This window comes from Psychrobacter sp. 1U2 (assembly GCF_051847575.1).
The window spans coordinates 44,265-69,378 of record NZ_JBPYDC010000001.1 but is presented as its reverse complement, the minus strand read 5'-3'; the positions used below and the strand labels follow the sequence as shown (position 1 = coordinate 69,378).

The following is a 25,114-nucleotide window of genomic DNA, read 5'->3' as shown; positions in this document are numbered from 1 at the left end:
TAAATAGCCTAAGCAAAATACAGAATAGCTTATCAATACTTATTTTGCAGATGACAGTTGAAGGTAATAAGGAATATGACCGATAGTATTTATTTTGCGCCGTTATTACCTTGGCAGCAGTCGCTCTGGAGCCAAATGACTGAGCGAGTATTAACGCCGCCGCATAATCTACCGCATGCATTGCTGGCGGCAGGTATGGCAGGTATGGGTAAGCGGGCGTTTGTCTGGCGCTTTGTCGCTTGGTTACTGTGCCATCAGCAGGCCAGTCATCGGCAAGGTGCCTGCGGTCATTGTGAGAGCTGTCAGTGGTTAAAATCAGGGACGCATCCAAGCCTACAAGTATTACCCCTAACGAGTATGCCGCTTGATGCCGAGCATGATAATGTTCAAGAAGGTTCTAAGTCTCATCATAAAAAGTCAAACAGCAGTAGCAAGCCAGCCAAATCGGCTAGTAAGACGCTCGTCACCATCAAGGTCGATGATATTCGTGCGCTACAACCTTTTATTCATCAAGGCGGGCAGGGGGTACGGATTTGTGTATTGGATTATGCCGAGCAAATGACTGTTGCCGCCGCTAATGCGCTGTTAAAGACATTGGAGGAGCCGCAAGCGCAAGTGCATCTATTTTTACTGAGTGATACACCGAGCAAATTACTTCCGACCATAAAGAGCCGAGTACAACAATTGCCTTTGCAGCACATTGAGCCCTCTATTGCGGCTGACTATGTGCAGCAGGCGCTTGGCAGTACTATTAACCGTGAAGCAGTCAGTCCAGATAAGATCCAGCAACTCTTACAGCTCGCCAATGGCGCGCCTTTAGCTGCGATAGCTTTGGCAAAGGCCGATTGGTACAGTAACCGAGCACTATGGCTGACGACTTGGCAGGCCTTGCGTAGTGGCAAGCGTAGCAGCTTAGCGGCAAGTGATTATTGGCAGCAGCAGCTCACTCTCAGCGATTTTATCAAATTAACCGAGCTTATGCTCCTAGATATTCGCCGGATAAATATGGGTTTAGCGAGTATTCAAAACGATACTGAGCTACCCAAAGCTTTAGCTCAGCGCAAGCCGACGGAGATGTCGATGCAGACTCTTGTCGATAGCTTGCAACAAATCAAAATTTCTCTACAACAAAATGTCCAAGAGAAGTTTGCCTATGATAAGCTCATGCAAGCATTAGTGATGTTATAACCCATTCACTTTGAAAAGATTGCGGTGAAACTAATAGCAACTGCTGTAGCCTTTGTAAGCAAATAGATAAACGTTATAAAACTCTATATTTAAAAGCCTAACCTTCAAGGAGCTGATTATGGCTATGCCAGGACGCGGTGGAATTCTTACTTGTCATATTGAAGATATCAACACTTTATATGCCAGTTATTTGTCTTTTGTCGATAACGGCGCATTATTTGTGCCCAGTAACCTTGAGCAGCGCTTAGGTAATGAGGTGTTTGTGGCTTTTACTCTGCCAAACTCAAAAGAGCGCTTACCGATGAATGGCAAAGTAGTCTGGATCAATCATAAAGCCAACGCCCACCGTCCAGCAGGGTTCGCAGTGCAAATCGGTAAAGATGTCACGGGTCAAAGAATTAAGAACGAAGTAGAGCGTTTGCTCGCTGGCAAGATAGACAGTCAGCAAAACACTTATACGATGTAGGTTTTTATACGACGTCATTTTTAAGATGTAGATCTTAAGATAGTCTAATACCGCTCAATACCGAGAGGGTACATACATGTCATCGGGGATAGGCTCGCGGTAATACTCGTCATCACGCTTACGATCCGGTAGGTCTACCTCATCACGCGGTACTTCGATATAAGGGATTTGCTCTAACAAATGAGCGATGCAATTGAGCCGCGCGCGCTTTTTATTATTACCTTCAACGACCCACCAAGGCGCTTCTGGAATATGGGTACGCTCGAACATCGTCTCTTTCGCTTTGGTATAATCTTCCCAGCGCCGACGCGACTGCAAGTCCATCGGTGAGAGCTTCCATTGTTTTAGCGGATCATGGATACGGCTCATAAACCGTGAGTGCTGCTCATCATCAGTAATCGAAAACCAATATTTAACGAGACGAATGCCTGAGCGCACTAGCATACGCTCAAACTCAGGCACCGATTGAAAAAACTCCTCGTATTGCGCATCGGTACAAAACCCCATAACCCGCTCCACACCAACGCGGTTATACCAACTGCGATCAAATAATACGATCTCACCCGCCGCCGGCAAATGCGCCACATAGCGCTGAAAGTACCACTGTGACTGCTCACGTTCGGTAGGCGCAGGCAGGGCTGCCACACGACAAACCCTTGGGTTTAATCGCTGAGTGATGCGCTTAATAGCGCCGCCTTTACCAGCAGAATCGCGTCCTTCAAAGACCACAACAATACGCTCACCACGATCTACCACCCAGTCTTGGAGCTTTATAAGCTCTCGTTGCAAGCGCACTAACTCTTGAAAATAGGTGCGCCGCTCCAAAACTTCATGCTCGCTCATCTCAATACCATCGAAACGAAAATCTCGCACATAGTCATCAACTTCGTTTTCGAGCTCCTCATCATAGGTATCGATTAAATCTAGATGCATTTTGCGCCGCAGCTCATCGTCGAACACCTCTTTATCCATACGCTCTACAAAGTTATCCTGCTCAGGCGGGCTCAGTTCGTGGCGCTCCTGAATGGTCAGTGAGTCAGGGTCTATTGCTGATGGTATTTTAGTCATATAAAGCTCATTAATATAAAAATGTCGTAGCAGAGTTAGGGATATCTTTACTTTACCATACCTTTCAAAAAATCTAGAGATAGGTTAGGCGTTATTAATAAAAAGTACCCTCAAGAAAAACATTGTAGCCATAAAAAACGCCCTCTGATTATCACCAGAAGGCGTTTGGATATTACGGCGTGATCATTAACGAATCATTGATTCATTAATCAACAGTAGAGTTTCAGACTACTTTTCTAAAATGCAAGTAACGCCTTGACCACCAGCGGCGCAGATAGAGATAAGCGCACGACCTGATCCTTTTTCATCGAGCAATTTGGCTGCTGTCGCTAAGATACGACCACCGGTTGCTGCAAAGGGGTGACCGGCTGCTAGTGATGAACCGTTAACGTTAAGCTTGCTACGATCGATAGAGCCTAATGGCTCATCAAGACCTAAACGCTCTTGACAGAAAGTCTCATCTTCCCAAGCCGCTAGCGTTGATAATACTTGCGAGGCAAAGGCTTCATGAATCTCATAGAAGTCAAAGTCTTGTAGAGTTAGCCCTGCACGCTCAAGCATACGTGGTACGGCATAAGCAGGAGCCATGAGTAGACCTTCTGTTTCGCCAGACTTACCGATGAAGTCCACCGCAGCGGTTTCTTGATGCACGATATAAGCTAATGGTTTTAGACCATGCTCTTTGGCCCACTCGTCGTTGGCTAATAGTACACATGAGGCACCATCAGTGAGCGGCGTTGAGTTCGCGGCTGTCATGGTTGGATTGGCGTTTTTCTTACCAAATACAGGCTTAAGCTTAGCTAATTTCTCTAAAGTGGTATCTGGACGCAGGTTATTATCACGTGTCAGACCTTTATAAGGCGTGATTAAGTCATCAAAGAAACCTTCGTCGTAAGCACGCGCTAAGTTTTTATGGCTATTGAATGCCAGCTCGTCTTGATTTTCGCGGCTGATGTTCCATTCAAGAGCGGTGATGGCTTGATGCTCGCCCATAGATAGGCCGGTGCGCGGCTCACCATTTTGTGGAGAGTCGATGATATCCTTTGGATTAAGACCCATTAATGCTTTTAGGCGTTGTTTGTTAGTCTTAGCGGCTCCTAGTTTGATCATGACCTTACGTAGGCCGTCACCCACTGCGATAGGCGCATCAGAAGTGGTATCAACGCCGCCGGTAATGGCTGAATCGATAAGACCTAAAGCGATTTTGTTCGCTGAAGCAAAAGTCGCCTGCAAGCCAGTACCACAAGCTTGAGCAATGTCATACGTCGGCGTGTGGGCGTTTAGAGCAGTGTTTAGCACTGATTCACGAGTCAAGTTGATATCGCGGCTTAGTTTCATGACTGCGCCGGCAACCACTTCACCCATGACTTCATCTTGCAAGTTATAACGCTCGATTAGACCATTTAAGGCCGCGGTGAGCATATCGATATTACTGGCGTCAGCATAAGAACCATTTGAGCGTGCAAATGGGATACGGTTACCACCTAAGATAGCGACGCGCTGCTGCTCTGAATTTGATGCGGTATTTTTCTTTTTAGGCGCGGTGCGTGGTTTTTTAGTGGCGGCAGCTTTTGGTTCATCTTTTTTGTCTTGCATAGCTTCTTTCTCATTAGCGTTATTTTTAGTCGTGGTGCTTTTTTTAGAGTTTTCGCTAGCAGTAGTGCGCTTACTAGCTGATTTTTTATCGGCAGTGTTCTTATCAGCACTATTTTTATCAGCGCTATCCGTTTCCGCTTTATCAGTGGTTTTAGACTCAGGAGCAGCGCCAAGAGTAGCAAGCTCTTCGTCTTTAGCTGCTTTTTTGTCACTAGCCATGTCTTCTTTGATTTTAGCTTTTTTATCCGCTTCGGCACTGTCAGCTTGATTGGTAACTGGATTGCCATCGGCATCAAGAATATCGGTATGCTGCTTTAGGTCAGCGATAGAATCATACTGCGCATCGTTGTCTACAGATGGAGTAGAGCTTGGGTTGCTGGTCGTCGCTTTTTTGGTGCTGTTATCGTCACCTTTAACGACTGTCGTGCCAACAATAGGGCTGTCTTTTTTGTTACTCATAAAGGTATCCTTAAAGTAGTAGTGAATGTTAGAGTGTTAAGTAATTATTAATCAATATATAAGATGATAACTGCTAATCATAATAATTTTAATGACCTTCTTGTAGGGCTTTAGCAAATATTTGCAGCTCAAAGAGACAGTATTGCAAACAGTGAGCTATAAATATTAGACTGAGCAGTATTGACTAGGCTAAATACTGAGTAGCTCATTCAATAATATATTGTTATCATTGATGGTGAAGATCATAACTTATAGTAAGTACCGAACAGATTTTAACATAAGCATGTTTTTTTTAAATGATTATAGAGTAACTGTGCTGTCTACGTTTGTGATTGAGGATGGCTATTGACTTTTATCTGGTTTACAGATGCCGTCGATAGTTAGTTACTATAGATCTCTTGCTAAGAGATCTTTTACTAAGATCATTTAAAAGCTGTTTAATCCTATCCTTAATAAACATCGGTAAGTTTTACCAATGTTAGTGTCAGCGATGACAAGTTGGCAGAAGCTTGTAATAAGCCTATTATGGATAAGGACCAATATGTAGTACTTACTAAACACTTATAATCATCGCCTAGATGAGTCTTTATAATAAGTAAATATTTTGTTCAGGTGCTATATATTAGCAACGCCTTATTAAGTGTTATGGGCTAGATGGCTGCAAAATGTAGCTGTTCGGTTTTTATCCGTAAGCGGCGATTTAGGGTTAATCGCTAATCTTATTCGTTTTATAGTATTTAATTTGATAACCCTCATTATTCTTCATTTTTATATACAGGAGTATTTTATGTCAGACCGTTATGGTGATTTTGTACAATCCTCAATTGGTAAAAAAGTAGCTAAAAACTTAGGGTTACCGCAGCCGGTAAGTCTAGATCGTTTTGAAAGCGGACAACGCTTGGTACGCGGTAGCGTCTTAGTCGGTCGCGCGAAAGGCGAGGACATGAGTGTCAGTAGCTCAGTTGCGCGTATTTTATCTGACTTACATTCTGAGGTTTATGTTAATAGCCGTGATGATGCCAAAGATGCGTTAATAGAAGCTGGTATCGAAGCCAAAGCAAATACGGGCAGCAAAGATAAGTTTAAAGTACTGCTATTTGATGCCAGTAATATCAGCAATGCTAATGAGCTCAAACAAGTATATGAGTTTTTTCATCAAGTCGCGCGCAGTGTTGAAAAGTCTGGCCGCGTGGTCATTATTGGTCGCCCACCTGAAGATATCGACGATGTCCAAACTGCGCTTGCCCAGCGCTCGCTTGAAGGTTTTGTCAAGTCCGTAGGTAAAGAGTTCAAACGCGGCATCACCGCACAGCTCATTTATGTGGCTAAAGGTAGCGAGAAAAATCTTGATTCAGCGCTGCGCTTCTTTACCTCAGCTCGCTCAGCCTACGTCTCAGGCCAAGTCGTCCGTGTTGGCGCGGGTAATACTATTGATATCGATTGGTCACAGCCGCTCGCGGGCAAAACGATGCTAGTCACTGGCGCCAGTCGCGGTATTGGTGAAGCTATTGCGCGAGTATTAGCTCGCGAAGGCGCGCATGTGATTTGTCTTGATGTTCCGCAGCAGCAAGCGGACTTGCAAAATGTCGCCAGCGAAATCAGTGGTTCAACCTTGACTGTAGATATCACCAGCGCAGATGCAGGTGAGCAAATCGCTGATGCAGCGCAAAAGCGTGGTGGTCTTGACGCTATTATCCATAATGCCGGCGTGACGCGCGATAAGACGCTCGCCAATATGGATGAGAAAAAATGGGACATGGTTATCGACATCAACCTAAATAGCGTGGCTGAGCTTAATAAATACTTGCTGGAGAAAGAAGTGCTAAAAGACGATGCGCGTATCGTTTGTGTTTCTTCAATCTCAGGTATCGCGGGTAACTTGGGTCAAACCAACTATGCCACCTCGAAAGCGGGTGTTATCGGTTTAGTTGATGCAACCGCCAGACAGTTAGCGGCTGAGGGCAAAGGCATGACGATCAATGCGGTTGCGCCAGGATTTATCGAAACGCAAATGACAGAAGCTATCCCATTTGCTATTCGTGAAGCAGGTCGCCGTATGAACTCTATGAGCCAAGGCGGACTTCCTGTCGATGTCGCAGAAACGATCGCTTGGCTTGCGTCTCCTGCTTCTAGTGGCCTAAACGGTAATACGGTACGCGTCTGTGGTCAAAGCATGCTAGGTGCTTAGTATGCTAATGTTAACTAAGCTATTGATTTTATTGCAATAAATAAAAATAGCTCACATATGCTTACGAAAAAAATACTAATAAATGTTAATAAAGCTGCCCAAGGGTAGCTTTTTTATGATAAAAACACAGGAATAGATAGCCATGAGGCTTAAACTGTTAGGCCAGTCGTTCCATTGTTCCATTAAAAGTTTGCCAAGCCCTACCTAGGATAGATTTATGTCAGATACCCATTATGATGCCCTGCCAAAAGCGCATACCACTTATGCCAATATCATTAAAAGCTTACTGCCCATTGGTGATAGTACGAAGGTCAGTAAAGATGCATTGCCATCAGCCACTTATACTGTAGACGAGTTACATATTGATCAAAGCAACTTAGATGATTATCGTAAGATTTGCGGTTTCAGTGATAACGGTAAAGTACCGATTACTTACTTTGCAGTACTGTCACAGACTCTGCAGATGAATATGATGGTCAAAGAGCCGTTCCCGTTTCCGATGCTAGGTTTAGTACACGTTGATAACTTAGTGACCCAGCACCGTCCTATCGGTGAGCGTGAGACCGTTACCTTATCAGTCAGTTTTGCCAATCTGCGCGATCATGCGCAAGGTCAGCAGTTTGATTTTGTGACGACGGTGAAATCGCAAGAAGACATCATCTGGGAAGGCACTTCTACTTATTTGGCTCGTGGTAAAAAGCCTAAAGGTAATAGTACTGAGAGAAGTAAACCACGTCCAGTAACCGTGAAGCCTATGGTTGATGACAAAGGCGTACATAAAGTGTTTGAAGTGCCAGAGGATATCGGTCGCCGTTATGCCTTTATTTCAGGTGATTTTAATTTGATTCATTTGCATCCCTTATCAGCCAAAGCTTTTGGCTTTCCAAAAGCTATCGCTCATGGTATGTGGTCAAAAGCAAAGTGCTTAGCGATGATGAATGATTTGCCAGATGCTTATAGCGCTGAGGTATCTTTTAAGTTGCCTATTTTCTTGCCGTCAGAAGTAGAGCTCATCGCTGAGCCAGTCGATAAGCTCGAAAGTAGCGATGATCATTGTAATTTTGGTCTATATAGTGCCAAAAACGATAAGCCACACTTAGCTGGCGTTGTAAAGTTAATAGAAGACTCGCAATAAATAATCGCGTTTTATTTATATTGAAGGAAATAACGCTGATAGATATTCGCTATCAGCGTTAAATCGCTTCGATTTCGAGATTAAATACGGCCAATATTTTATATTTTTTTCGGTAGCGATCGAATAGTCTTTCAGCTTCAATACCGCCAATCTTAATTATTCATTTATTACTTAATTTTTTTATCATTATGACCCAAAATACAACTCAACCGACAGAATCACAAGATACAGATACTCGCTACGACTCTGATAACGGAGTAGTACTCACCGAGACGCTGACACGTTATTTTCGTCCTGCTGAGCAAACTATCGTTTGCGGAGCACTTGATGAGCAAAAAGTAAGTGCTCTTGCGCAGGCAGGAGTGGAGCTAGTCGTCAACTTGCAAGCGGATGAAGAGCTAGCTTTCGATGAAGCCGAAGCGGTTCAGCAAGCAGGGATGGCTTACGAGCATCTGCCTATCGCTAGCGCTGCCGATCTTAAGCAGCTCAACATCTTAGCCTTTGATAATGTTTTGCGTCAACATCATGGCAAAAAAACCGTCATACACTGCGGCTCAGGCAGCCGAGTAGGCGCGGCTGTTGCTTTACGTGCAGGCTGGTTACGTGGCCGTAAAATGGATACTGCTATGGAGCGTGGTCATAGTCATGGACTAACCGAAAAGTTAGAGCAAGAGACTTATAACCGCTTGCTAGTGCCTCGCTAAGAGGATGACTTACTAGCGAGTCAAAAGACGCGACACAATAACAGGCGACTTGTATCACTATAGGTCGCCTGTTTGTTTATTAGACACTCAGGCTTGTGCTGGTATAGTAAGTTAAGAATCAAACAGTGACAAATGTAAACCTGATACCTGATATAAGTATAAATTCCACTTTTTTTAGCCATATTTTATGTAGGGAAATATTATGACCAAAAGCATCAACGGCGACTTGCAACTTCGCTTACAACAATGGCTCAATGATTTGCAGCTAGAGGACGCGCCCGCAGGCGGCTCGGTGGTGGTTTATCAGGCAGGCGAGTGCTTAGCTGCTGCAAGCGTAGGGCAGGCACAAAGCGATCGTGAGTGGCAAGCAGATACTTTGGCGCTTAACTTTTCTACCGGTAAAGGGGTGCTGGCGACGCTAGCCCATATTCTGGTCTCTAAGAAACTGCTAGCTTATGATAAGCCTATTGCCAGCTATTGGCCCAAGTTTGCTACTAATGGCAAAGCTGAAATTACCTTACGTGAGGTAATGTCGCACCAAGCTAGCTTGTTCGCTATTAGTGCTATCGAAGTAGACAATGCAACTTTATTAAACTGGCCCAAGATGCTTGAAAAGGTGGCGGCGATACCAACTAATGAGATCGATGCTGCTGAACGTTTTGTCAGTGCTTATAGTGCGCTTGTTTATGGCTGGGTATTAGGTGGCTTGATAGAAAAGGCGACTGACATGACGCTTGCTGCAGCGCTACGTCACTATCTAACTGAGCCCTTAGGTATCGCTGAGAGCTGTTATTTTGGCGTGCCTGTAAACAAAGTAGATAAGGTAGCCAAATTAGCGAAAGGCTTTGCCAATGCAGCGTCAGAAAATGAGTCATTAACAACGAGACGCCAAAAGCCAGTGTTAAAAGCGGAATCGGAGCAGACGTTAGCGATTTACAAGCAGCTACCGAGCTATGAGTGTTGGCAACAATTGGCTGACAAGCAAAAAGCCTCATCAACAGCAGATAAAAATCAGCATAACGCGCCCTTGACCGCTACAAAAATTAATCGTTTATACTTCGATCACAGCGCTATTAATGCAAGCAATTATCGAGCCGCGCTAGTGCCCGCCAGCAAGCAACCTATCGATTATTATCAGCCGCAAACGCTCCAAGCCGTTATCCCTGCTGCCAATGGCGTAGCTTCAGCGCAAGCCCTCGCCACTATCTACGGCATGCTCGCTAATGGTGGCGTATGGCAAGGTAAGACCTTGATAGATGCAGAGACGTTTGCACAGCTGTCTGAGCCACAAGCGGTGGGTATGGATGCGGTGATGCCCGCCGCAATGAATTGGCGCCTCGGCTATCATAAGCTTTTTAGCGTTTGCCAAAGTAACGACGATAGCGTTACTTCAAGCACCGATCAAGGTTTTGGGCACATGGGCTATAACGGTTCAGTGGCTTGGTGTGAGCCGACGCGCCAGTTATCTTTTGCTTTTATTCATAACTTTGATGTCACTATGCTTAATGATATTCGTCAGTTTGCGCTGACCGAAGCGGTAATTGAGATAATTGATGCGCAAGATTAAGACCCTAATAGTTATCGGCGCGGTTTGTCTGGCGTCATGTTTAATAGTGAAGGCGCGCTCAACCCATGAATGAAGATAGAGATCAGAATAACAATGATACAGACTATCCAAAGCTTAGTCGCATCAGCTTCGCTAAATAGATCTTTATTAAGCGCATAGGATAGATAGTATAACGTACCAATACCGCGAATGCCCAAGGCAGATATTGCATATTTTTCGGTATGATGCATGTTTAGCCCAGTGAGGCCTATCACGCCGCCAATGGGACGTATAAGGAACAAAAAAGCGAAGCTGACAATGTACACACGCCATGTCAGCTCAATGCCAGAGTGTAGCCATTGACCAATAAGCATACCGAAAGCCACTAAGACGACTGACATCAGCAGGCCTTCTGATTGCTCTGCAAAATCGTGCAGCTTTTGATGGTAAGAGTGTTTATGCTCTGAGCGGCGAAAAGCGAAGGCGGCGATAAATACCGCGATAAAACCATAACTATGCACGTATTCTGCTAAACCATAGGCTAGTAAAGTTAAAGCAATGACGGTATAGCCTTGCGATATATTGGTCTCATCAGAACTGTTGGAAAAGACAGCTTTCGCTAGCAGTTTACCAACCAAGACACCAACGACTACGCCAGCTAATATTTTCCACAATACCTCATAAGTAAACCACGACCACAACATCTCCCCAGTAAAGCGCTGGCCATCATTGTAGGCTTCAGCAATATTAATCGCTAAATAAACAAAGGGAAAAGCAAGACCGTCATTGAGACCGGCCTCTGAGGTCAGGGTAAAGCGTGGAATATCTTCACCTCCGCTATTGGGAGGGCCTACTTGAATACTGGAAGCTAAGACAGGATCAGTTGGAGCGAGTACCGCGCCCAATAATATCGCAGCGCCTATAGTCAGTCCAAAAGTGTAATAGCCGAGTACCGCCATAGCAAAAATACAAATCGGCATAGTGATAAACAATAAGCGCAGCGTAGGACGCCATAAATCCCAAGCCAGCTCAGTGTCTATTTTGATACCTGCGCCAACTAAAGATACTAATACCACAATCTCAGTCACTTTTTCGATGACGATACTATTGTCTAAAGGGTTTAAAAATGATAGCGTGAGCCAAAAATACCCGACTATCATCCCAAAAGCGACTTGCAGCATAGGCAACGAGATAGGAGCACGTTTGGAGATGATAGGAAAGAGTGTCCCTAGTAAAAATGCGACGCCGCCTATTAAGAGTATATAGTTATAGTTTTCGATCATAAGAGTTGCGTACGCCTATAAGTTAGTATTCACCAGCATCTAAATAGCCTGAATCGTTACTTATAATGCAGAAAAAGTCTTAGCATTTCCACAAAAAAACGTTATCACTTTAAATAATACGTTGGTTTTTGGTAGTGGCGGGTAGGGTTAATAGAGGTTACTAAAGATAAGTCAGCTGTTTTTAGATAGCAAAAAGCCAGCACGTCGGCTGGCTTTTTTTAAGGCTATCGAGAAGGGTTTATAAAGAAACTATTAGCGCTCTACTTGACTGACATCGCGTACCGCGCCAGTATCCGCACTAGTTGTCATTGCGGCATAGGCGCGCAGTGCAGGAGTCACATAACGATTACGGCTGACAGGTTTCCAAGCATCACTGCCACGGCTCTCCATTTCTTCACGGCGCGCTGCTAAATCTGCATCACTTACGTCCATATTGATGGTACGGTTAGGAATATCAATGTGAATCGTATCGCCCTCGACCACTAGACCAATAGCACCACCTTCAGCGGCTTCAGGGCTGGCATGTCCAATGGATAAGCCGGACGTACCACCCGAAAATCTGCCATCGGTGAGTAGGGCGCACTCTTTACCCAAGCCTTTAGACTTTAGGTACGTCGTTGGGTAGAGCATCTCTTGCATACCCGGGCCGCCTTTAGGGCCTTCATAACGAATGATGACCACATCGCCTGCGACGATTTTGTTATCGAGCACGGCGGTGACGGCATCATCTTGTGATTCAAAGATGCGCGCGCGTCCAGTGAAGACTAAGATACTCTCATCGACACCTGCGGTTTTGACCACGCAGCCACGTTCAGCGATATTACCGTACAGCACCGCAAGGCCACCATCTGCGGTATACGCATGCTTGGCACTACGGATACAGCCTGACTCACGATTGACATCGAGGTTTGACCACTCTTTTGATTGGGAGAAGGCTTGCGTAGTACGTACGCCACCTGGGGCGGCAAGATAGCGCGCTCGTGCCTCAGTGTTATCAGGGTTCATAATGTCCCACTTATCGATCGCCTCTTTCATGGTAGCGCTATGAATAGTCGGCAAATCAGTGGTGAGCAAGCCCGCCCGATCCAGCTCAGCTAACAGCGCAAATACGCCGCCCGCCCGATGCACATCTTCCATGTGGTACTTTTGCGAGGCTGGAGCAACCTTAGCCAAACAAGGCACATTGCGACTTAACTGGTCGATATCGTACATCTTAAAATCGACTTCGGCCTCATTAGCCGCAGCTAATAAGTGCAAAATAGTATTGGTCGAGCCACCCATAGCGACATCTAGGGTCATGGCATTTTTAAAGGCCGCTTTAGTAGCGATAGAGCGCGGTAGCACCGAGTCATCATCTTGCTCATAGCGGCGCTTGGCAAGAGAGACAATAGTACGACCAGCTTCTAAGAATAGCTCGCGGCGTAGCGAGTGCGTGGCAAGTAGCGAGCCATTGCCCGGTAATGCTAATCCTAAGGCTTCAGTCAAGCAGTTCATCGAGTTGGCGGTAAACATACCAGAACAAGAGCCGCAAGTCGGACACGCCGAGCTCTCAATGGCCAGCACTTCTTCATCGCTAATGCTGTCATCAGCGGCGTCCATCATCGCATCGACAAGATCGAGTTTGCGAATGGCATTGCCTTTGCTATCGACACCCTGCGAATCACTTTCGCCATCATTATTATGACTGTGACCGACCGTACTGGCCAGTACTTTACCAGCCTCCATCGGCCCGCCTGAAATAAACACTACTGGGATATTAAGACGCATAGCTGCCATCAACATACCCGGAGTAATTTTATCGCAGTTAGAGATACAAACTAAAGCATCGGCGCAGTGTGCGTTGACCATGTACTCAACTGAATCAGCGATTAAGTCACGACTGGGCAAGGAGTAGAGCATACCGCTGTGACCCATAGCAATACCATCATCGACAGCGATAGTATTGAACTCTTTAGCCACACCGCCTGCGCTTTCGATCTCACGCGCGACCAATTGCCCTAAGTCTTTTAGATGTACGTGACCGGGTACGAACTGAGTAAAAGAGTTGGCAATAGCAATGATAGGCTTACCAAAGTCGCCATCAGTCATCCCCGTTGCGCGCCATAACGCTCGTGCGCCTGCCATGTTGCGCCCACCAGTAGAGGTTTTTGAGCGATAATCCATATGATATTCCTTACGATTGAGCGAGATAATTTAAATTTTTACCTACAAATATAATAACGTCATAGTGTTTTGTGTAATTATTGTGCTTTTAATAAAATCTGATGACAAGTGAATAATACTAAGTCGCTACCTTACCATCAGCTATGAGTAAGTCAAAATAATCCGCTAATAGCTTTAGGATGTTGAATCGTTCAAGCGTAAATGATGAAGTCAATTAACGCTATGCAAGCCGCTCCAAAATAGCCGATTCAAACCAAGGTAGCTCGGCTTTATCTGATTCTAATTTAGCAATAACAGTCAAGGCATGAGTCGCTGGCAAGTATTGATAGTCAGTACTGGCCTCAAAGCTAAGCACTTGCTCATGACCTGTGGCGCTTTCATCGATACTAACCAATGCCTGCTTGGCGTTTTTATAGAGCACATCAATACGACCAAAAAACTGCCAGTCGTCGAAGGCAGTTATTAGCGCATCATTGGCATCCTTAGTATAGATCTGCTCCGTCGCTTTGCCCGTATTGGTCCAATGCAAACGTACTGCCAGTTGCAGCGCTTCACTAAATACCACTAACGAGCCTGTCACTTTGACATGCCAAGGGCTCGTGATGAGAGCGGTATCAATACCTATAAGGCTTGCCGCCGCGATAGCGCTCATGGGTGTATTAAACTGCGACAGTAAATGTGGCGTTAACGGATTCGCCTGTTTAATCACGTCGTCTAAACGATCGTAATGGTATAAAAAGGGCAGTGGTAAGTCTTGCGTTACCGTTTTTTTGTTAACTTTGCAGTTATGGATACGCCAAGCAATAGCGCTATCAGTTAACGCTTCGGCTAAGATAATCGCGCTCGGGTCTATATTTTTATGATTATCAGCTGCTATAGATCCATTATCATCGGAAACTGCATGACTAGTAAGACCATCGTCTTCTCGCTCGATATGAGTGTCGATAGTATTGACGAATTGAGTCGGCGAAGCAGTCGTTGAGGCAGTCAAATTCATAAGCTCAAAGTGATAAGAATAGGCTACTAATATAACATTTTTTATAACCTGTCTCGTCATCAATTTAGGGTTTTTCGGATGAGACACGACTTGAACTAAGGTAAATATTCGTCCACTATAATGTAGAGTCAGTTTCTAACAAATAAAGGATTAAAATAATGAGCCAGAATACCTACGACGACAATAACATCTTTGCCAAAATGCTAAATGGTGATATTCCTTATCATAAGGTTTATGAAGATGATAAAACGTTAGCTTTTATGGATATCATGCCGCAAGCTAAAGGTCACGTCCTCGTTATCCCTAAGCAAAAAGCGGTAGATTTAGCCGGTCTTGAGCCAGAATATGCGGCAGCGGTACTCATGACGGCCAAAAAAGTGATGGCAGCCCAGCGGCAAGTATTTGCGCGCGAAGGTGTTATTCAAATGCAGCTAAACGGTAGTGAAGCTGGGCAAACGGTGTTTCATTATCATATTCATCTGATTCCAAGCAGCATTCATGAGCTGGGTCGTCACGCTGCAGTTCAGGCGGATAATGTAGAGTTAGCCGATATTGCACAGCAGCTTGCTAAAAAAATAATTGAATAAAGTATTTTGAAGGTGTACGCACTGTTCAACAGCAAGGAAGGCTACTAACAAGTAGCCTTCCTTAATTTTAAGTAACTATCTAGTAACAAACGTTAATATATTGTTATACAACAGGACATTTTCTGGGGTTTCTCCAGCGACTATGGTAATTATTATCGCTTACAACTTCTATTGTTTATGACATGCGCTTGAAGCAGCCTTACAACAGGTCTAAAACAAGAGGGGGTTGTTATTCATGTTTAGCGGCGGTAACTGCTCAATGCTTAGTGATCAATGCTCAATGACCAAAGGCTAGCTAGTAATAAAACTCCGTTGGCATAACGAGCTTTTATAATAATAAGAGACCACCTTTATGGAAAATAGATCCTCTCGTTCTACTATTTTGCTGCCGGTATTTGTGCCAGCAGCTATCATCATGATTTTACTCGTTATTGGTACATCTGTTAATCCAGAAGCTGCTGGTGCGGTGTTTAGTGATGTGCTCGGTTTTATTACCGATACTTTCGGCTGGTTTTATATGCTAGCAGTCGCTATATTTTTGATTTTTATCATTATGCTAGCGTTTTCATCTTATGGCAGTATCAAGCTTGGCCCCGATCATGGTGAGGCGGAATATAAATTTCTTGAATGGTTTGCGATGCTGTTTTCAGCAGGTTACGGTATTGCGCTGCTATTTTATGGGGTAGCCGAGCCAGTCATACATTTTGCTAGTCCACCGTCATCTACGCCTGAGACCATTGCCGCAGCAAAAGAGGCGATGCAAATTGCGTATTTCCATTGGGGTTTTCATATTTGGGCCATTTACGGAGTGGTTGGCTTATCGCTTGCGTATTTTGCCTTTCGACATGGTTTACCTTTATCTGTGCGCTCCACTTTGTATCCGCTCATCGGCGATAAAATCCATGGACCTATTGGTCATACCGTTGATGTCTTTGCGATTTTGGGCACGATGTTCGGTATTGCCACAAGTTTAGGGCTCTCTGTCGCACAAATTAATGCCGGTCTTAATTATCTGTTGCCAGACGTCATTCCCGTCAATACTACGGTACAAGTGATCACGATTGCCGCGATAACAGGTTTGGCGCTGATATCAGTGTTGGCAGGTATGGACAAAGGGGTCAAGCGCTTATCTATCCTAAATATGGTGTTAGCAACCTCGCTCATGATTTTTGTATTCGTTGTGGGTCCCACAATATTTATTCTCAACGCTTTTATGGAAAATACGGGCAGTTATTTGGGTAATATCGTCGAGCGTAGCTTTAGTTTACAGGCCTATAAGTCTAGTGATTGGATTGGTAGTTGGACATTATTTATTTTTGCATGGACGATCGCTTGGGCGCCGTTCGTTGGGTTGTTTATTGCCAAAATCAGCCGTGGTCGGACGATTCGTGAGTTCATTGCGGGAGTCATGCTAGTACCGACGATCTTCACCTTTTTTTGGTTTTCAGTATTTGGTGATACCGCGCTACATATGATCATGGTTCAAGGCTATGACTCACTGATTACTGAGGTACAGAACAACCAAGCTATCGCGTTATTTAAACTACTTGAGAATTTACCTTTTACACAGATCATATCCTCTATTACGGTATTGTTGATTATTACCTTTTTTGTGACCTCTTCAGATTCAGGCTCGCTGGTTATTGACTCGCTAGCCGCGGGTGGTCGTAGCGATACACCGTGGTGGCAGCGCTCATTTTGGGTAGTGACAGAGGGTGCGGTTGCAGCGGTTTTACTCATCGCAGGTGGTCTGACAGCATTGCAGACGGCGGCTATCGTTAGCGCGTTACCTTTTGCCATTATTATCTTAATTTCTATCTTTGGCATGTGGCGCGCGCTGCTTATTGAAGGTCATCGCAATCAAAGCCTTGCCAATGACAACCATCTTCCGCCGCATTTGCTCAAACTTGAGTCATGGCGTGATCGTATTGACTATATCACCGAGCAGCCCAGCCGTGATGAGGTGCTAGACTATATTAAGGGTACGGTCATGTCGTCGATGACTAAGGTGGCTGAGAAGTTTAAAGAGACAGGTTGGGTTCCTGAGGTCAATTACGATGAAACTAACAATCGCGCGGTACTAGAGCTACAGCGCGGCGATGATGTTGAGTTTTGGTACGAAGTGCGTTTGTCGCATCACGATACACCTGACTATTATCCAGATGAATCAAAAAATGGACTATCGCAAGAGCATTATCATCGTGCGCAAGTGTACCTGCGCCGCGGTGCCCAAACTTATGACTTATATGGCTATCAGTCAGAGTCGGTGATCAATGACATTATTGATCAATTCGAGAAGTACTTAAAGTTCTTGCACGAATCACCTAATAGTTTACCGTGGCGCATGCAGGAACATGATGACAATATTACTTTAGAGCAAGGCGGTGTGTTTGATAAGTAGCTATTAGTTATTAAATGGCTTTTATAAGCTTTAATTTATCTAATAACGGCTAGGTTGATACCTTGCAATCTAGCTATAAACCCTTAGAATAACGGCTTGTTTTTATTCGAGTATATTCGTAAAAACAAGCCATTTTTTATGTCTGTTTTGAACATTGTGCCTTTAGAGTCTTGTAATATGCCCGTACCCGTCGCTCATGATCATCCCTTGCTCCAGCCACTGACTATTGGCGGCCTGAGCATTGAAAACCGTCTAATGGTCGCGCCAATGGCTGGGGTGACGGACAATCCTTTTCGTAAACTATGTAAGTCTTTTGGCGCCGGTCACGCGGTCAGTGAGATGATTATTGCGGATACTGCGCTCTATGCGCGTAAAAAATCACTATACCGCGCCAACTTCGATGGGGAGATCGCGCCTATCTCCGCGCAAATAGCGGGCGCGGAACCCGATAAGCTCGCCGAAGCGGCGCGTTATCAGATCGATAACGGTGCGCAGATTATCGATATCAATATGGGCTGTCCTGCCAAAAAGGTCTGCCGTAAGCTGGCAGGCTCAGCGCTATTGCAGGATGAGGATTTAGTCGCAAGATTGCTCGACGCGGCGGTAAATGCTGTTGATGCCCCTGTGACCTTAAAAACACGTTTAGGCTTTGAAAATGGTCGCGAGAACATCCTACGAGTAGCCAAGCGCGCAGAGCAGGCGGGTATCGCTGCTATCGCTATTCATGGGCGTACGCGTGAGGATATGTACACAGGTCATGCTAGATATGAGTTGATACGCGCGGTCAAAGACAGTGTGAGCATTCCGGTGATTGCCAATGGTGATATTGATAGTGCACAAAAAGCTCAACAGGTTTATGAGTTAACCGGTTGTGATGCGGTAATGATAGGCCGCGCCGCACAAGGCCAGCCGTGGCTGTTTCGCGATATTGAGCACTACTTGCGTACCGGTGAACAATTAGCTGCGCCTACTATCCGCGAGATCAAAGATATAGTGTTAGCACACTTGCAAGAGCTGTATGACTTTTATGGTGAGTATTCAGGATGCCGTATCGCACGTAAACATATCGCTTGGTACACCACAGGTATTCCTAGTTCTAACGCCTTTCGTCAAGCGATGTATGGCGAGGAGAGTACGGCAGGGCAGTTTCGAGTAGTGGAGGAGTTCTTACAAGCGCACGAATGATAGTAAGCCTTTATTTTTCTGCTCAAACGGTATGCAGCGTCAAAGCTGAGATGAAGTCACTAGACAAAACACTCGCTAAGCACCTTTTACGCTTAAGAGTGTCTCTATGACCATTGTATATATTCTCCAAATCAAGTAAAGTCAAAGATGCAGGTCTTACTATGTAGTCTTTATAGGAGTAGGGGCTATATTTTGCTCGAGGTTACGCTGTACACACAGGCAGTAGTGTCGGGCAGTCACATATACAATAATTAAATAACAAGGATGTTTTATGGCAAACCCTTCAAAGAAAAAAATTAGCAAAGTCGTCAAAGGTAAAAATATCATCATCACCGGTGCTTCAAGTGGTATCGGCGAGCGTACGGCTTTTTTACTTAGTGAGTGCGGTGCACACGTTATCTTACTTGCCCGTACTGAAGAGAAGCTAAAGGTCGTCAAAGAAAATATCGAAGTATTAGGCGGCAAGGCCAGCTATTATCCTTGTGACTTGACCGACATGGACGATATCGAAAAGACCAGTCAGCTCATCCAAGAAGACTTCGACAGTATCGACGTACTCGTCAATAATGCAGGCCGCTCCATCCGCCGCTCCGTTCATGAGTCAGTCAATCGCTTTCATGATTTTGAGCGCACCATGGATATTAACTATTTTGGCGCAGTTAAGATTATCTTGGCTTTCTTACCCGGCATGATAGAGCAAAAAACCGGTCAAATCGTCAATATATCCTCGATTGGTGTACTAGCCAATAGTCCACGTTTTGGCGCTTATGTCGCCTCAAAATCTGCTCTAGATGCTTTTAGTCGCTGCTTAGCTGCTGAGGTCAAAGGCGATAACATTACCATTACCAATATCTTTATGCCGCTGGTGCGCACGCCGATGATTGCACCGACCAAACTATATCGCTACATGCCAGCACTGATGCCTAATGAGGCGGCTATGATGGTAGCCAAAGCTATCGTGAAAAAACCCAATAGTATCGCCAGCGGCATGGGTAAGTTTGCCTCTGCAACTTATTCGCTAGCGCCAGCCATCAACGTTGGCATTCAGTCTATCGGCTATCGTATCTTCCCAAGCTCATCGGCTGCGCAAACGACAGATACTAAGCCTACTTTAGCGCAGCGCGCCTTTGCTAGAATCCTGCCAGGCGAGCATCATTAAAATAGCATTTTAGTTTGTCGTCAGTTTTGTTAAGGGAACAACAAGTGGTTCCCTAGTGAGAACTTGAACCTTTGTCTAGGAGCTAATGATATCAATATCTCTACTCATTGAAACAGCTTCAGTGTACCTCATGGTGTACCTATCATACATACTCTATTCGTAATCGGTACGCTATACAGTCATCGAACTGACCTGTGCTGTCAAATCTATAGATATTAGGGCGTGTTGAACATTCGACCATGGCACTGACAGAGACTATTTTTTAGGCGATTTGCAGATAAAAATGGTAAGTTTAGTCGTTCTAAGCGTCTATTTTTATCAATAAAGCGGCAAAAAATAGTCCTGTCCCTATTGTTGTAGTAAGGGCTGATGCTAAAATCGCCCTAGTCGTTGCGACTGTTTAAATAAAATCAGCTAGCCAATGCAATAAGCATTATCTGCAATTTTAACGACGACTAGAACTATTTTAGCTATCAGCAGTGCGCATTTGTGAATGTTCAACACGCTCTAACTTGGGAGGTTCTAGTTATATAGCTCAACAATAATAATCAAACTAAAAATTATGCGTTTATTAAAATCAGCTCTACGGTTTTTTAGCAAGCTTACTGGTTTTCATTTACTTCACTCGATTAGATAAAATAACGCCAATTGAGCTTAACATTATGCCGCATACCACTACTATTGTTAAAGGCTCATGAAGTATTAACGCTGCAAGTAAGGCGGTCAGTCCAGGAGACAAGGAACCAAGTAGCAAGGTGCGAATAGAGCCCAGCTTGTTGACTGCATAAGAAAACCCAATGGTTGAGACCACCCCAACACCAACGCCTTGTACCAAAATAAAAGGTAGCGCGTCGTCAAAAGAAACGACTCCTAGGTTTGTCTTTAGAATGCCAACAAGAACCATCACTAATACTATAAAAAATGATGTGTAAGAAAGTACGATAGCCACCGCTATTGGACTTAACTTTGTATTTTTAAGACCCAAGGTATAACCTGCCCAGACCAAGCTTGCAAGCAATAAGAAGGCCACGCCATGTAGCAAACTTTCAGGCGAAGACCCTGCATTCCCTATAATCATAGCGGTTACACCAAACAGAATCAGAATGAATGCCAAAAACTTTTTTAACGATATCTTTTGACGATAAAAAATAAAAGATAAGAGGGCGGCAAAGAATACTGGCGTCCCTGTCAAAATAGTACCAACGTAAGCAGCAGGAGCAGTTCTTGCGCCAAAGGAAGCTAGTAAAAGAAAGGGCACGCCGCCACATAATATAAATAAGACATCAAACCATTTGATATTTTTGATCTCCCTCAAACTGGAGTATGCCCAAGGTGTCAATAAAAGTAATGGCACGCTAAATCGAATGAGCATGACATCAGCAATACTTAGCGATGACCCACCAATAGCTCGGACAGTCAATGCAAAACCTGACCAAATAAGTAGCACGACAATCATAGCCACATAGCCTTTCGCTAGCGGAGACATTGCAAATGAGGTGTTTTTGCGCGGAGATGATTGAAAGATTGTATTCATGTCGATATCTTAAGCTTATATACAAAGCCTAATTATCAATCAAATATCGCGCTTTTATCTTTATTTTTTTATTGCAAATCTATACTTATTTAGTGGATAATGCCAATTAATGTAGAATTATTGTCTTAAAAAACCAGAAAGGCAATACATGGATAAAATCGACCGTCATATTTTGGAAGTGCTTCAGAAAGAAGGACGCTTATCGACAGCTGAATTAGCTGAGCGCATTGGTCTGTCACCCTCACCTTGTGCTAGGCGCCTGAAACGTTTAGAAGATGAATCCTATATAGAGGGTTACCAAGCGAACGTCAGTAGAGTGAAAGCTGGTATTAAGATGAGCTTTTTTGTGGAAGTTAGTCTCAATAATCATCAAGAAGCGTCAATTATCGCTTTTGAAAATGCGTTATCTGAGATGGACGAAGTCATCAACGGCCATGTGCTCTCGGGCCCTTATGATTACTTATTGGAAGTAGTCAGCGCAGACCTCAACGGTTATGAAGAGTTTACGCGTAAGTTGCATAAGCTGACTAGCGTTAAAGACATACATACCCACTTATCAGTGAGAAAAGTGGTTAATAAAACAACGTTGCCCATTTTCACATGATATCTTTTGATGCCTATTTATATCACTTTTCCCGATCATAAGAATCAAATCCAATTGACAGAGTTTACCAAGTTGAGCACTAGTAAAAATGAAAAGCCTTATGTAAAAGGCGTCCTGTCAAACAATGAACATTATGCAGCATGGCTTGACTATACTAATATCACTGCGTTGAACATTTCAAATGATAAAAACATTTTTAAGTTTGTTGCGCCTTATACTCTAACGAATACCAATCCTGATACGGATAAAAAATCCAGTCTAGATAGCCCTAATCTACCTAGTTAGGCACTATTGTTATCGGCTTGGGGTCATAAACCAGAAAGTTTTTATAGCGTATACCCCAACTGAACCAGTCATTTCACCCTGTAAACCTATTTAAAGACCACTATTAAACAACCACCTATAACAGACTCACGAAACTGTCATCTAGCCAAAAATACGCCACAATATCCAAAATAACCCTAACATCACGACAGCGATAATTAATAGGCGTTTAGCCCAATAGGGCAGTAGGGGTTTTTTATAGCCGATATAATCGAGCTTACTATCGACACCGCGCTGCAAGCTCTTAAAGCCTGCTTCAGGAGGCGTAGATTTCACCCGTTGTTTTTGTAGAGGCGCAGTATCTTCATTAGCGACCTCTCTATCTGAGCTAATAGCACTATTTGGAATGCCTTGCTTACTGGCGATAGAAGTGAGTTGTTGGTGTTGTTTGGTTTTGAGGGCGGCTTCATATTCATCGATACGCGCTTTAGCGGCGTCCATACTGATACCCTCGTCAGCGGCTAACGTCTTGATGGCCATGACAAGATTACCTTTTTCGATCATTATGACGACCGACTTTGGCAGTTTTTTACGGATGGCTTGAGAGCTGGCGTCTGGATTAAACATAAGGAGCCTTTTTTGATAGTAATATTTGGTCAGATAGGGTTTATTATAGCAACTCTAAAAGCGCTAAGGGACAAGCAAATCGTTACCCAAATCTTCAAAAAAAATGCTGCAACCCATTCGGATTGCAGCAAATAAAAGCTCGCTCTTTTTAAGCAACATAATGACTGTTAAATGAAGAGCGGCGTCATAAAACGCAAGTATTCACTTATAGATCTTTCCAGCGCTGGATAGACTCTTTGATTACCTCTTTGGCTTCCGCAACATCGCCCCAAGACTCAACGACCGTAGTACCGGCTTTTTTGAGGTCTTTATAGTGACTAAAGTGGAAGTTTAGCTGGTTGATCAGCTGCTTAGGTAAGTCCTCTAAGCTGTTATAAGCGTTGCCCGTATCACGATCATCGGCAGGCACGACAACGATCTTGTCATCGACTTCGCCATCATCAACGAACTTCATAACGCCGATAACTTTAGCTTTCAAAAAGATACCTGTTGGCAGTGGCTGCTCAGTGATGATTAGCGCATCAAGCTCATCGCCATCTTCGTCAAGGGTTTGCGGGATAAAGCCATAGTTACAAGGCTTAGCAAAGATTTGCGGATCAATACGATCAAGCTCGAATACAGCAAGCTCACGGTTCCATTCGATTTTGTGGCTGCTACCAGTAGGTATCTCAACGACTACATTGATAACGCCGCCATCAACATCACCGGCGTCCAAAATCTGATTAAAATCTGCCATAAAGGGTCTCCAACTGTTGCTATTATTGAATATTAAAAAAGAATATCTGTGTTTATACCGCGCCATTAAACCACAAATCTCGCAGTGCTTAATGGCTGCCGAGTGCGAGTATAACAAGTTTGTATTTATTTTTCTTGTTTGCCTTAAGTCTATACTGGCACGATATTATGCAGTCTAAGACTTTGGCGGTACAGGACGCAGAGCAATATCGCCGGCGTGGCGCTGTGCAATATTATCAATAAGCATCTGGCTGACTCGCTTGTAACTGAGCGCCGTTTCGTTATTATTCATTTTGTGATTATCCACGTCGTTATTATCAATAGAGACAAAATCTGCCAAGCGCAGCATTTGCATGCCCGCGTAACCGCAAGGGTTAATGGCGTTAAAAGCTGATAAGTCGCAGTTGATATTGAGCGCTAAACCATGATAGCTAAAACCGTGCTTTATTTTGAATCCTAATGAGGCGATTTTACCGAGCATAATATTATCAGTTGTCTGAGCTTCAGTATTAGCTTCATCGGTAACTGTCCCTGAGTAGATGTAGACGCCTGGGGCATCACGCCGGGCTTTGGCTTTAAAGTCTGATGCTGCGCTTTCACTGGAGCAGTGACTCTTGAGGCAATCATTGATCACATCTTCTAAGGCTTGCTCTGCGTGAGAAACTAAATTGCGTACGCTCCAGCCTAAGCTGTCTAAGTCGAACAGCCAATAGATCACTAACTGGCCATGTCCATGCCAAGTCACTTGTCCGCCGCGATCGGTTTGAATGATAGGGGTATCTGTTTGCTGCAATATGTGCTCGGGTTTGCTGGCTTGACCTAAAGTATAGACATCGTTGTGATCGACAATCCATAGCTCATCGGGGGTCCGCAAGCCTTGCTGCTGTTTTAGCGCAATACGTTCTAATATGCGCTCTCGCATAGCATCGTTGGTCGGATTATAGTCAGCAGCGTGTAGGGTTTTGCTAACGAGCATATCAGTAATTTTGAGCATCGATTTCGCCATTTTTATCTCTATTTTCACAATCAGGACGCGCCTTAATCAGCAGCCTGCCGTTATTGAAATAATTAGGGTATTTAGTGTAGCAGTTTTTATGAAAGCCGTATGAAAAGTCGCTTAAAAAGTTGCTTAAGGCATCAACTGTGCTTAAAAGAGTAAACAGATGCGAACCTATAAGTTTGTTAATCGTGCTTTTCATTCGCTAATCAATACGCTACATTAGAT

General features: G+C 44.2%; 22 protein-coding genes. 12 read left to right on the top strand and 10 right to left on the bottom strand.

The genetic code is table 11. The annotated features are described in order from the left end of the window. Positions 1-75: 75 nt before the first annotated feature. Together ACS8FD_RS00295 and ACS8FD_RS00290 are read left to right on the top strand one after the other, a co-directional pair. Positions 76-1,188 carry a DNA polymerase III subunit delta' gene (locus ACS8FD_RS00295; protein ID WP_439273900.1) on the top strand — a complete coding sequence of 371 codons (1,113 nt, stop codon included), beginning with the start codon at positions 76-78 and terminating at the stop codon, positions 1,186-1,188. A 118-nt stretch (positions 1,189-1,306) separates the two neighbouring features. Next, positions 1,307-1,654 carry a PilZ domain-containing protein gene (locus ACS8FD_RS00290; RefSeq protein WP_439273899.1) on the top strand — a complete coding sequence of 116 codons (348 nt, stop codon included), beginning with the start codon at positions 1,307-1,309 and terminating at the stop codon, positions 1,652-1,654. A 54-nt stretch (positions 1,655-1,708) separates the two neighbouring features. On the opposite strand, the gene ppk2 is transcribed toward ACS8FD_RS00290, so the two are convergent. Together ppk2 and ACS8FD_RS00280 are read right to left on the bottom strand one after the other, a co-directional pair. Further along, positions 1,709-2,722, bottom strand: coding sequence for a polyphosphate kinase 2 (ppk2, locus tag ACS8FD_RS00285; RefSeq protein WP_439273898.1), 1,014 nt, complete (start codon positions 2,720-2,722; stop codon positions 1,709-1,711). A 228-nt stretch (positions 2,723-2,950) separates the two neighbouring features. Beyond that, on the bottom strand, positions 2,951-4,537 hold the full coding sequence (locus tag ACS8FD_RS00280) for an acetyl-CoA C-acetyltransferase (RefSeq protein WP_439274041.1): 1,587 nt from the start codon (positions 4,535-4,537) through the stop codon (positions 2,951-2,953). Between the two features lie 1,027 nt (positions 4,538-5,564). On the opposite strand from ACS8FD_RS00280, the gene ACS8FD_RS00275 reads away from it, so the two are divergent. From ACS8FD_RS00275 to ACS8FD_RS00260, 4 genes are all read left to right on the top strand, one after another. Next, positions 5,565-6,965 carry a 3-oxoacyl-ACP reductase gene (locus ACS8FD_RS00275; protein ID WP_439273897.1) on the top strand — a complete coding sequence of 467 codons (1,401 nt, stop codon included), beginning with the start codon at positions 5,565-5,567 and terminating at the stop codon, positions 6,963-6,965. Positions 6,966-7,182: 217 nt separating this feature from the next. Then, positions 7,183-8,100: a MaoC family dehydratase gene (locus ACS8FD_RS00270; RefSeq protein WP_439273896.1), complete on the top strand. Its 918-nt coding sequence runs from the start codon at positions 7,183-7,185 to the stop codon at positions 8,098-8,100. Positions 8,101-8,288: 188 nt separating this feature from the next. Next, positions 8,289-8,804: a protein tyrosine phosphatase family protein gene (locus ACS8FD_RS00265; RefSeq protein WP_439273895.1), complete on the top strand. Its 516-nt coding sequence runs from the start codon at positions 8,289-8,291 to the stop codon at positions 8,802-8,804. A gap of 202 nt (positions 8,805-9,006) precedes the next feature. Continuing rightward, positions 9,007-10,371, top strand: a complete 1,365-nt coding sequence (locus ACS8FD_RS00260) for a serine hydrolase domain-containing protein (RefSeq protein WP_439273894.1) — start codon at positions 9,007-9,009, stop codon at positions 10,369-10,371. Between the two features lie 11 nt (positions 10,372-10,382). On the opposite strand, the gene ACS8FD_RS00255 is transcribed toward ACS8FD_RS00260, so the two are convergent. The 3 genes from ACS8FD_RS00255 to ACS8FD_RS00245 all read right to left on the bottom strand — a co-directional run bounded on the left by ACS8FD_RS00255 (position 10,383) and on the right by ACS8FD_RS00245 (position 14,793). Further along, positions 10,383-11,633 carry a cation:proton antiporter gene (locus ACS8FD_RS00255; RefSeq protein WP_439273893.1) on the bottom strand — a complete coding sequence of 417 codons (1,251 nt, stop codon included), beginning with the start codon at positions 11,631-11,633 and terminating at the stop codon, positions 10,383-10,385. Between the two features lie 252 nt (positions 11,634-11,885). After that, the gene (gene ilvD / locus ACS8FD_RS00250) at positions 11,886-13,796 is read right to left on the bottom strand and encodes a dihydroxy-acid dehydratase (protein ID WP_439273892.1); all 1,911 of its coding nucleotides are present in this window, start codon (positions 13,794-13,796) and stop codon (positions 11,886-11,888) included. Between the two features lie 220 nt (positions 13,797-14,016). Then, positions 14,017-14,793, bottom strand: a complete 777-nt coding sequence (locus ACS8FD_RS00245; protein ID WP_439273891.1) for a hypothetical protein — start codon at positions 14,791-14,793, stop codon at positions 14,017-14,019. Positions 14,794-14,951: 158 nt separating this feature from the next. Here ACS8FD_RS00245 and ACS8FD_RS00240 point away from each other — a divergent pair, with 158 nt between their 5' ends. The 4 genes from ACS8FD_RS00240 to ACS8FD_RS00225 all read left to right on the top strand — a co-directional run bounded on the left by ACS8FD_RS00240 (position 14,952) and on the right by ACS8FD_RS00225 (position 20,125). Further along, positions 14,952-15,380: an HIT family protein gene (locus tag ACS8FD_RS00240; RefSeq protein ID WP_439273890.1), complete on the top strand. Its 429-nt coding sequence runs from the start codon at positions 14,952-14,954 to the stop codon at positions 15,378-15,380. A 352-nt stretch (positions 15,381-15,732) separates the two neighbouring features. Next, a complete protein-coding gene (locus ACS8FD_RS00235; protein WP_439273889.1) occupies positions 15,733-17,781 on the top strand; it encodes a BCCT family transporter in 2,049 nt (682 codons plus the stop codon). Positions 17,782-17,958: 177 nt separating this feature from the next. Beyond that, a complete protein-coding gene (dusB, locus tag ACS8FD_RS00230; RefSeq protein ID WP_439274040.1) occupies positions 17,959-18,966 on the top strand; it encodes a tRNA dihydrouridine synthase DusB in 1,008 nt (335 codons plus the stop codon). Positions 18,967-19,237: 271 nt separating this feature from the next. Continuing rightward, complete coding sequence (locus tag ACS8FD_RS00225; protein ID WP_201602533.1) at positions 19,238-20,125, top strand: SDR family NAD(P)-dependent oxidoreductase; 888 nt, start codon at positions 19,238-19,240, stop codon at positions 20,123-20,125. 616 nt (positions 20,126-20,741) lie between these two features. Here ACS8FD_RS00225 and ACS8FD_RS00220 read toward each other — a convergent pair. After that, positions 20,742-21,659, bottom strand: coding sequence for a DMT family transporter (locus ACS8FD_RS00220; RefSeq protein WP_439273888.1), 918 nt, complete (start codon positions 21,657-21,659; stop codon positions 20,742-20,744). A 148-nt stretch (positions 21,660-21,807) separates the two neighbouring features. Here ACS8FD_RS00220 and ACS8FD_RS00215 point away from each other — a divergent pair, with 148 nt between their 5' ends. Further along, the gene (locus tag ACS8FD_RS00215; protein ID WP_439273887.1) at positions 21,808-22,263 is read left to right on the top strand and encodes an Lrp/AsnC family transcriptional regulator; all 456 of its coding nucleotides are present in this window, start codon (positions 21,808-21,810) and stop codon (positions 22,261-22,263) included. A 72-nt stretch (positions 22,264-22,335) separates the two neighbouring features. Next, complete coding sequence (locus ACS8FD_RS00210; RefSeq protein ID WP_439273886.1) at positions 22,336-22,548, top strand: hypothetical protein; 213 nt, start codon at positions 22,336-22,338, stop codon at positions 22,546-22,548. Between the two features lie 141 nt (positions 22,549-22,689). Here ACS8FD_RS00210 and ACS8FD_RS00205 read toward each other — a convergent pair whose 3' ends face one another. The 4 genes from ACS8FD_RS00205 to ACS8FD_RS00190 form a co-directional block, all read right to left on the bottom strand. Continuing rightward, the gene (locus ACS8FD_RS00205) at positions 22,690-23,154 is read right to left on the bottom strand and encodes a hypothetical protein (RefSeq protein ID WP_439273885.1); all 465 of its coding nucleotides are present in this window, start codon (positions 23,152-23,154) and stop codon (positions 22,690-22,692) included. A 205-nt stretch (positions 23,155-23,359) separates the two neighbouring features. Continuing rightward, entirely contained in the window at positions 23,360-23,890 is a 531-nt protein-coding gene (locus ACS8FD_RS00200) for an inorganic diphosphatase (RefSeq protein ID WP_025644142.1), read from the bottom strand. A gap of 174 nt (positions 23,891-24,064) precedes the next feature. Next, complete coding sequence (gene lipB / locus ACS8FD_RS00195; protein WP_439273884.1) at positions 24,065-24,895, bottom strand: lipoyl(octanoyl) transferase LipB; 831 nt, start codon at positions 24,893-24,895, stop codon at positions 24,065-24,067. After that, positions 24,867-25,088 carry a hypothetical protein gene (locus ACS8FD_RS00190; protein WP_439273883.1) on the bottom strand — a complete coding sequence of 74 codons (222 nt, stop codon included), beginning with the start codon at positions 25,086-25,088 and terminating at the stop codon, positions 24,867-24,869. The genes lipB and ACS8FD_RS00190 overlap by 29 nt, the downstream gene beginning before the upstream one ends. Positions 25,089-25,114 lie beyond the last annotated feature (26 nt).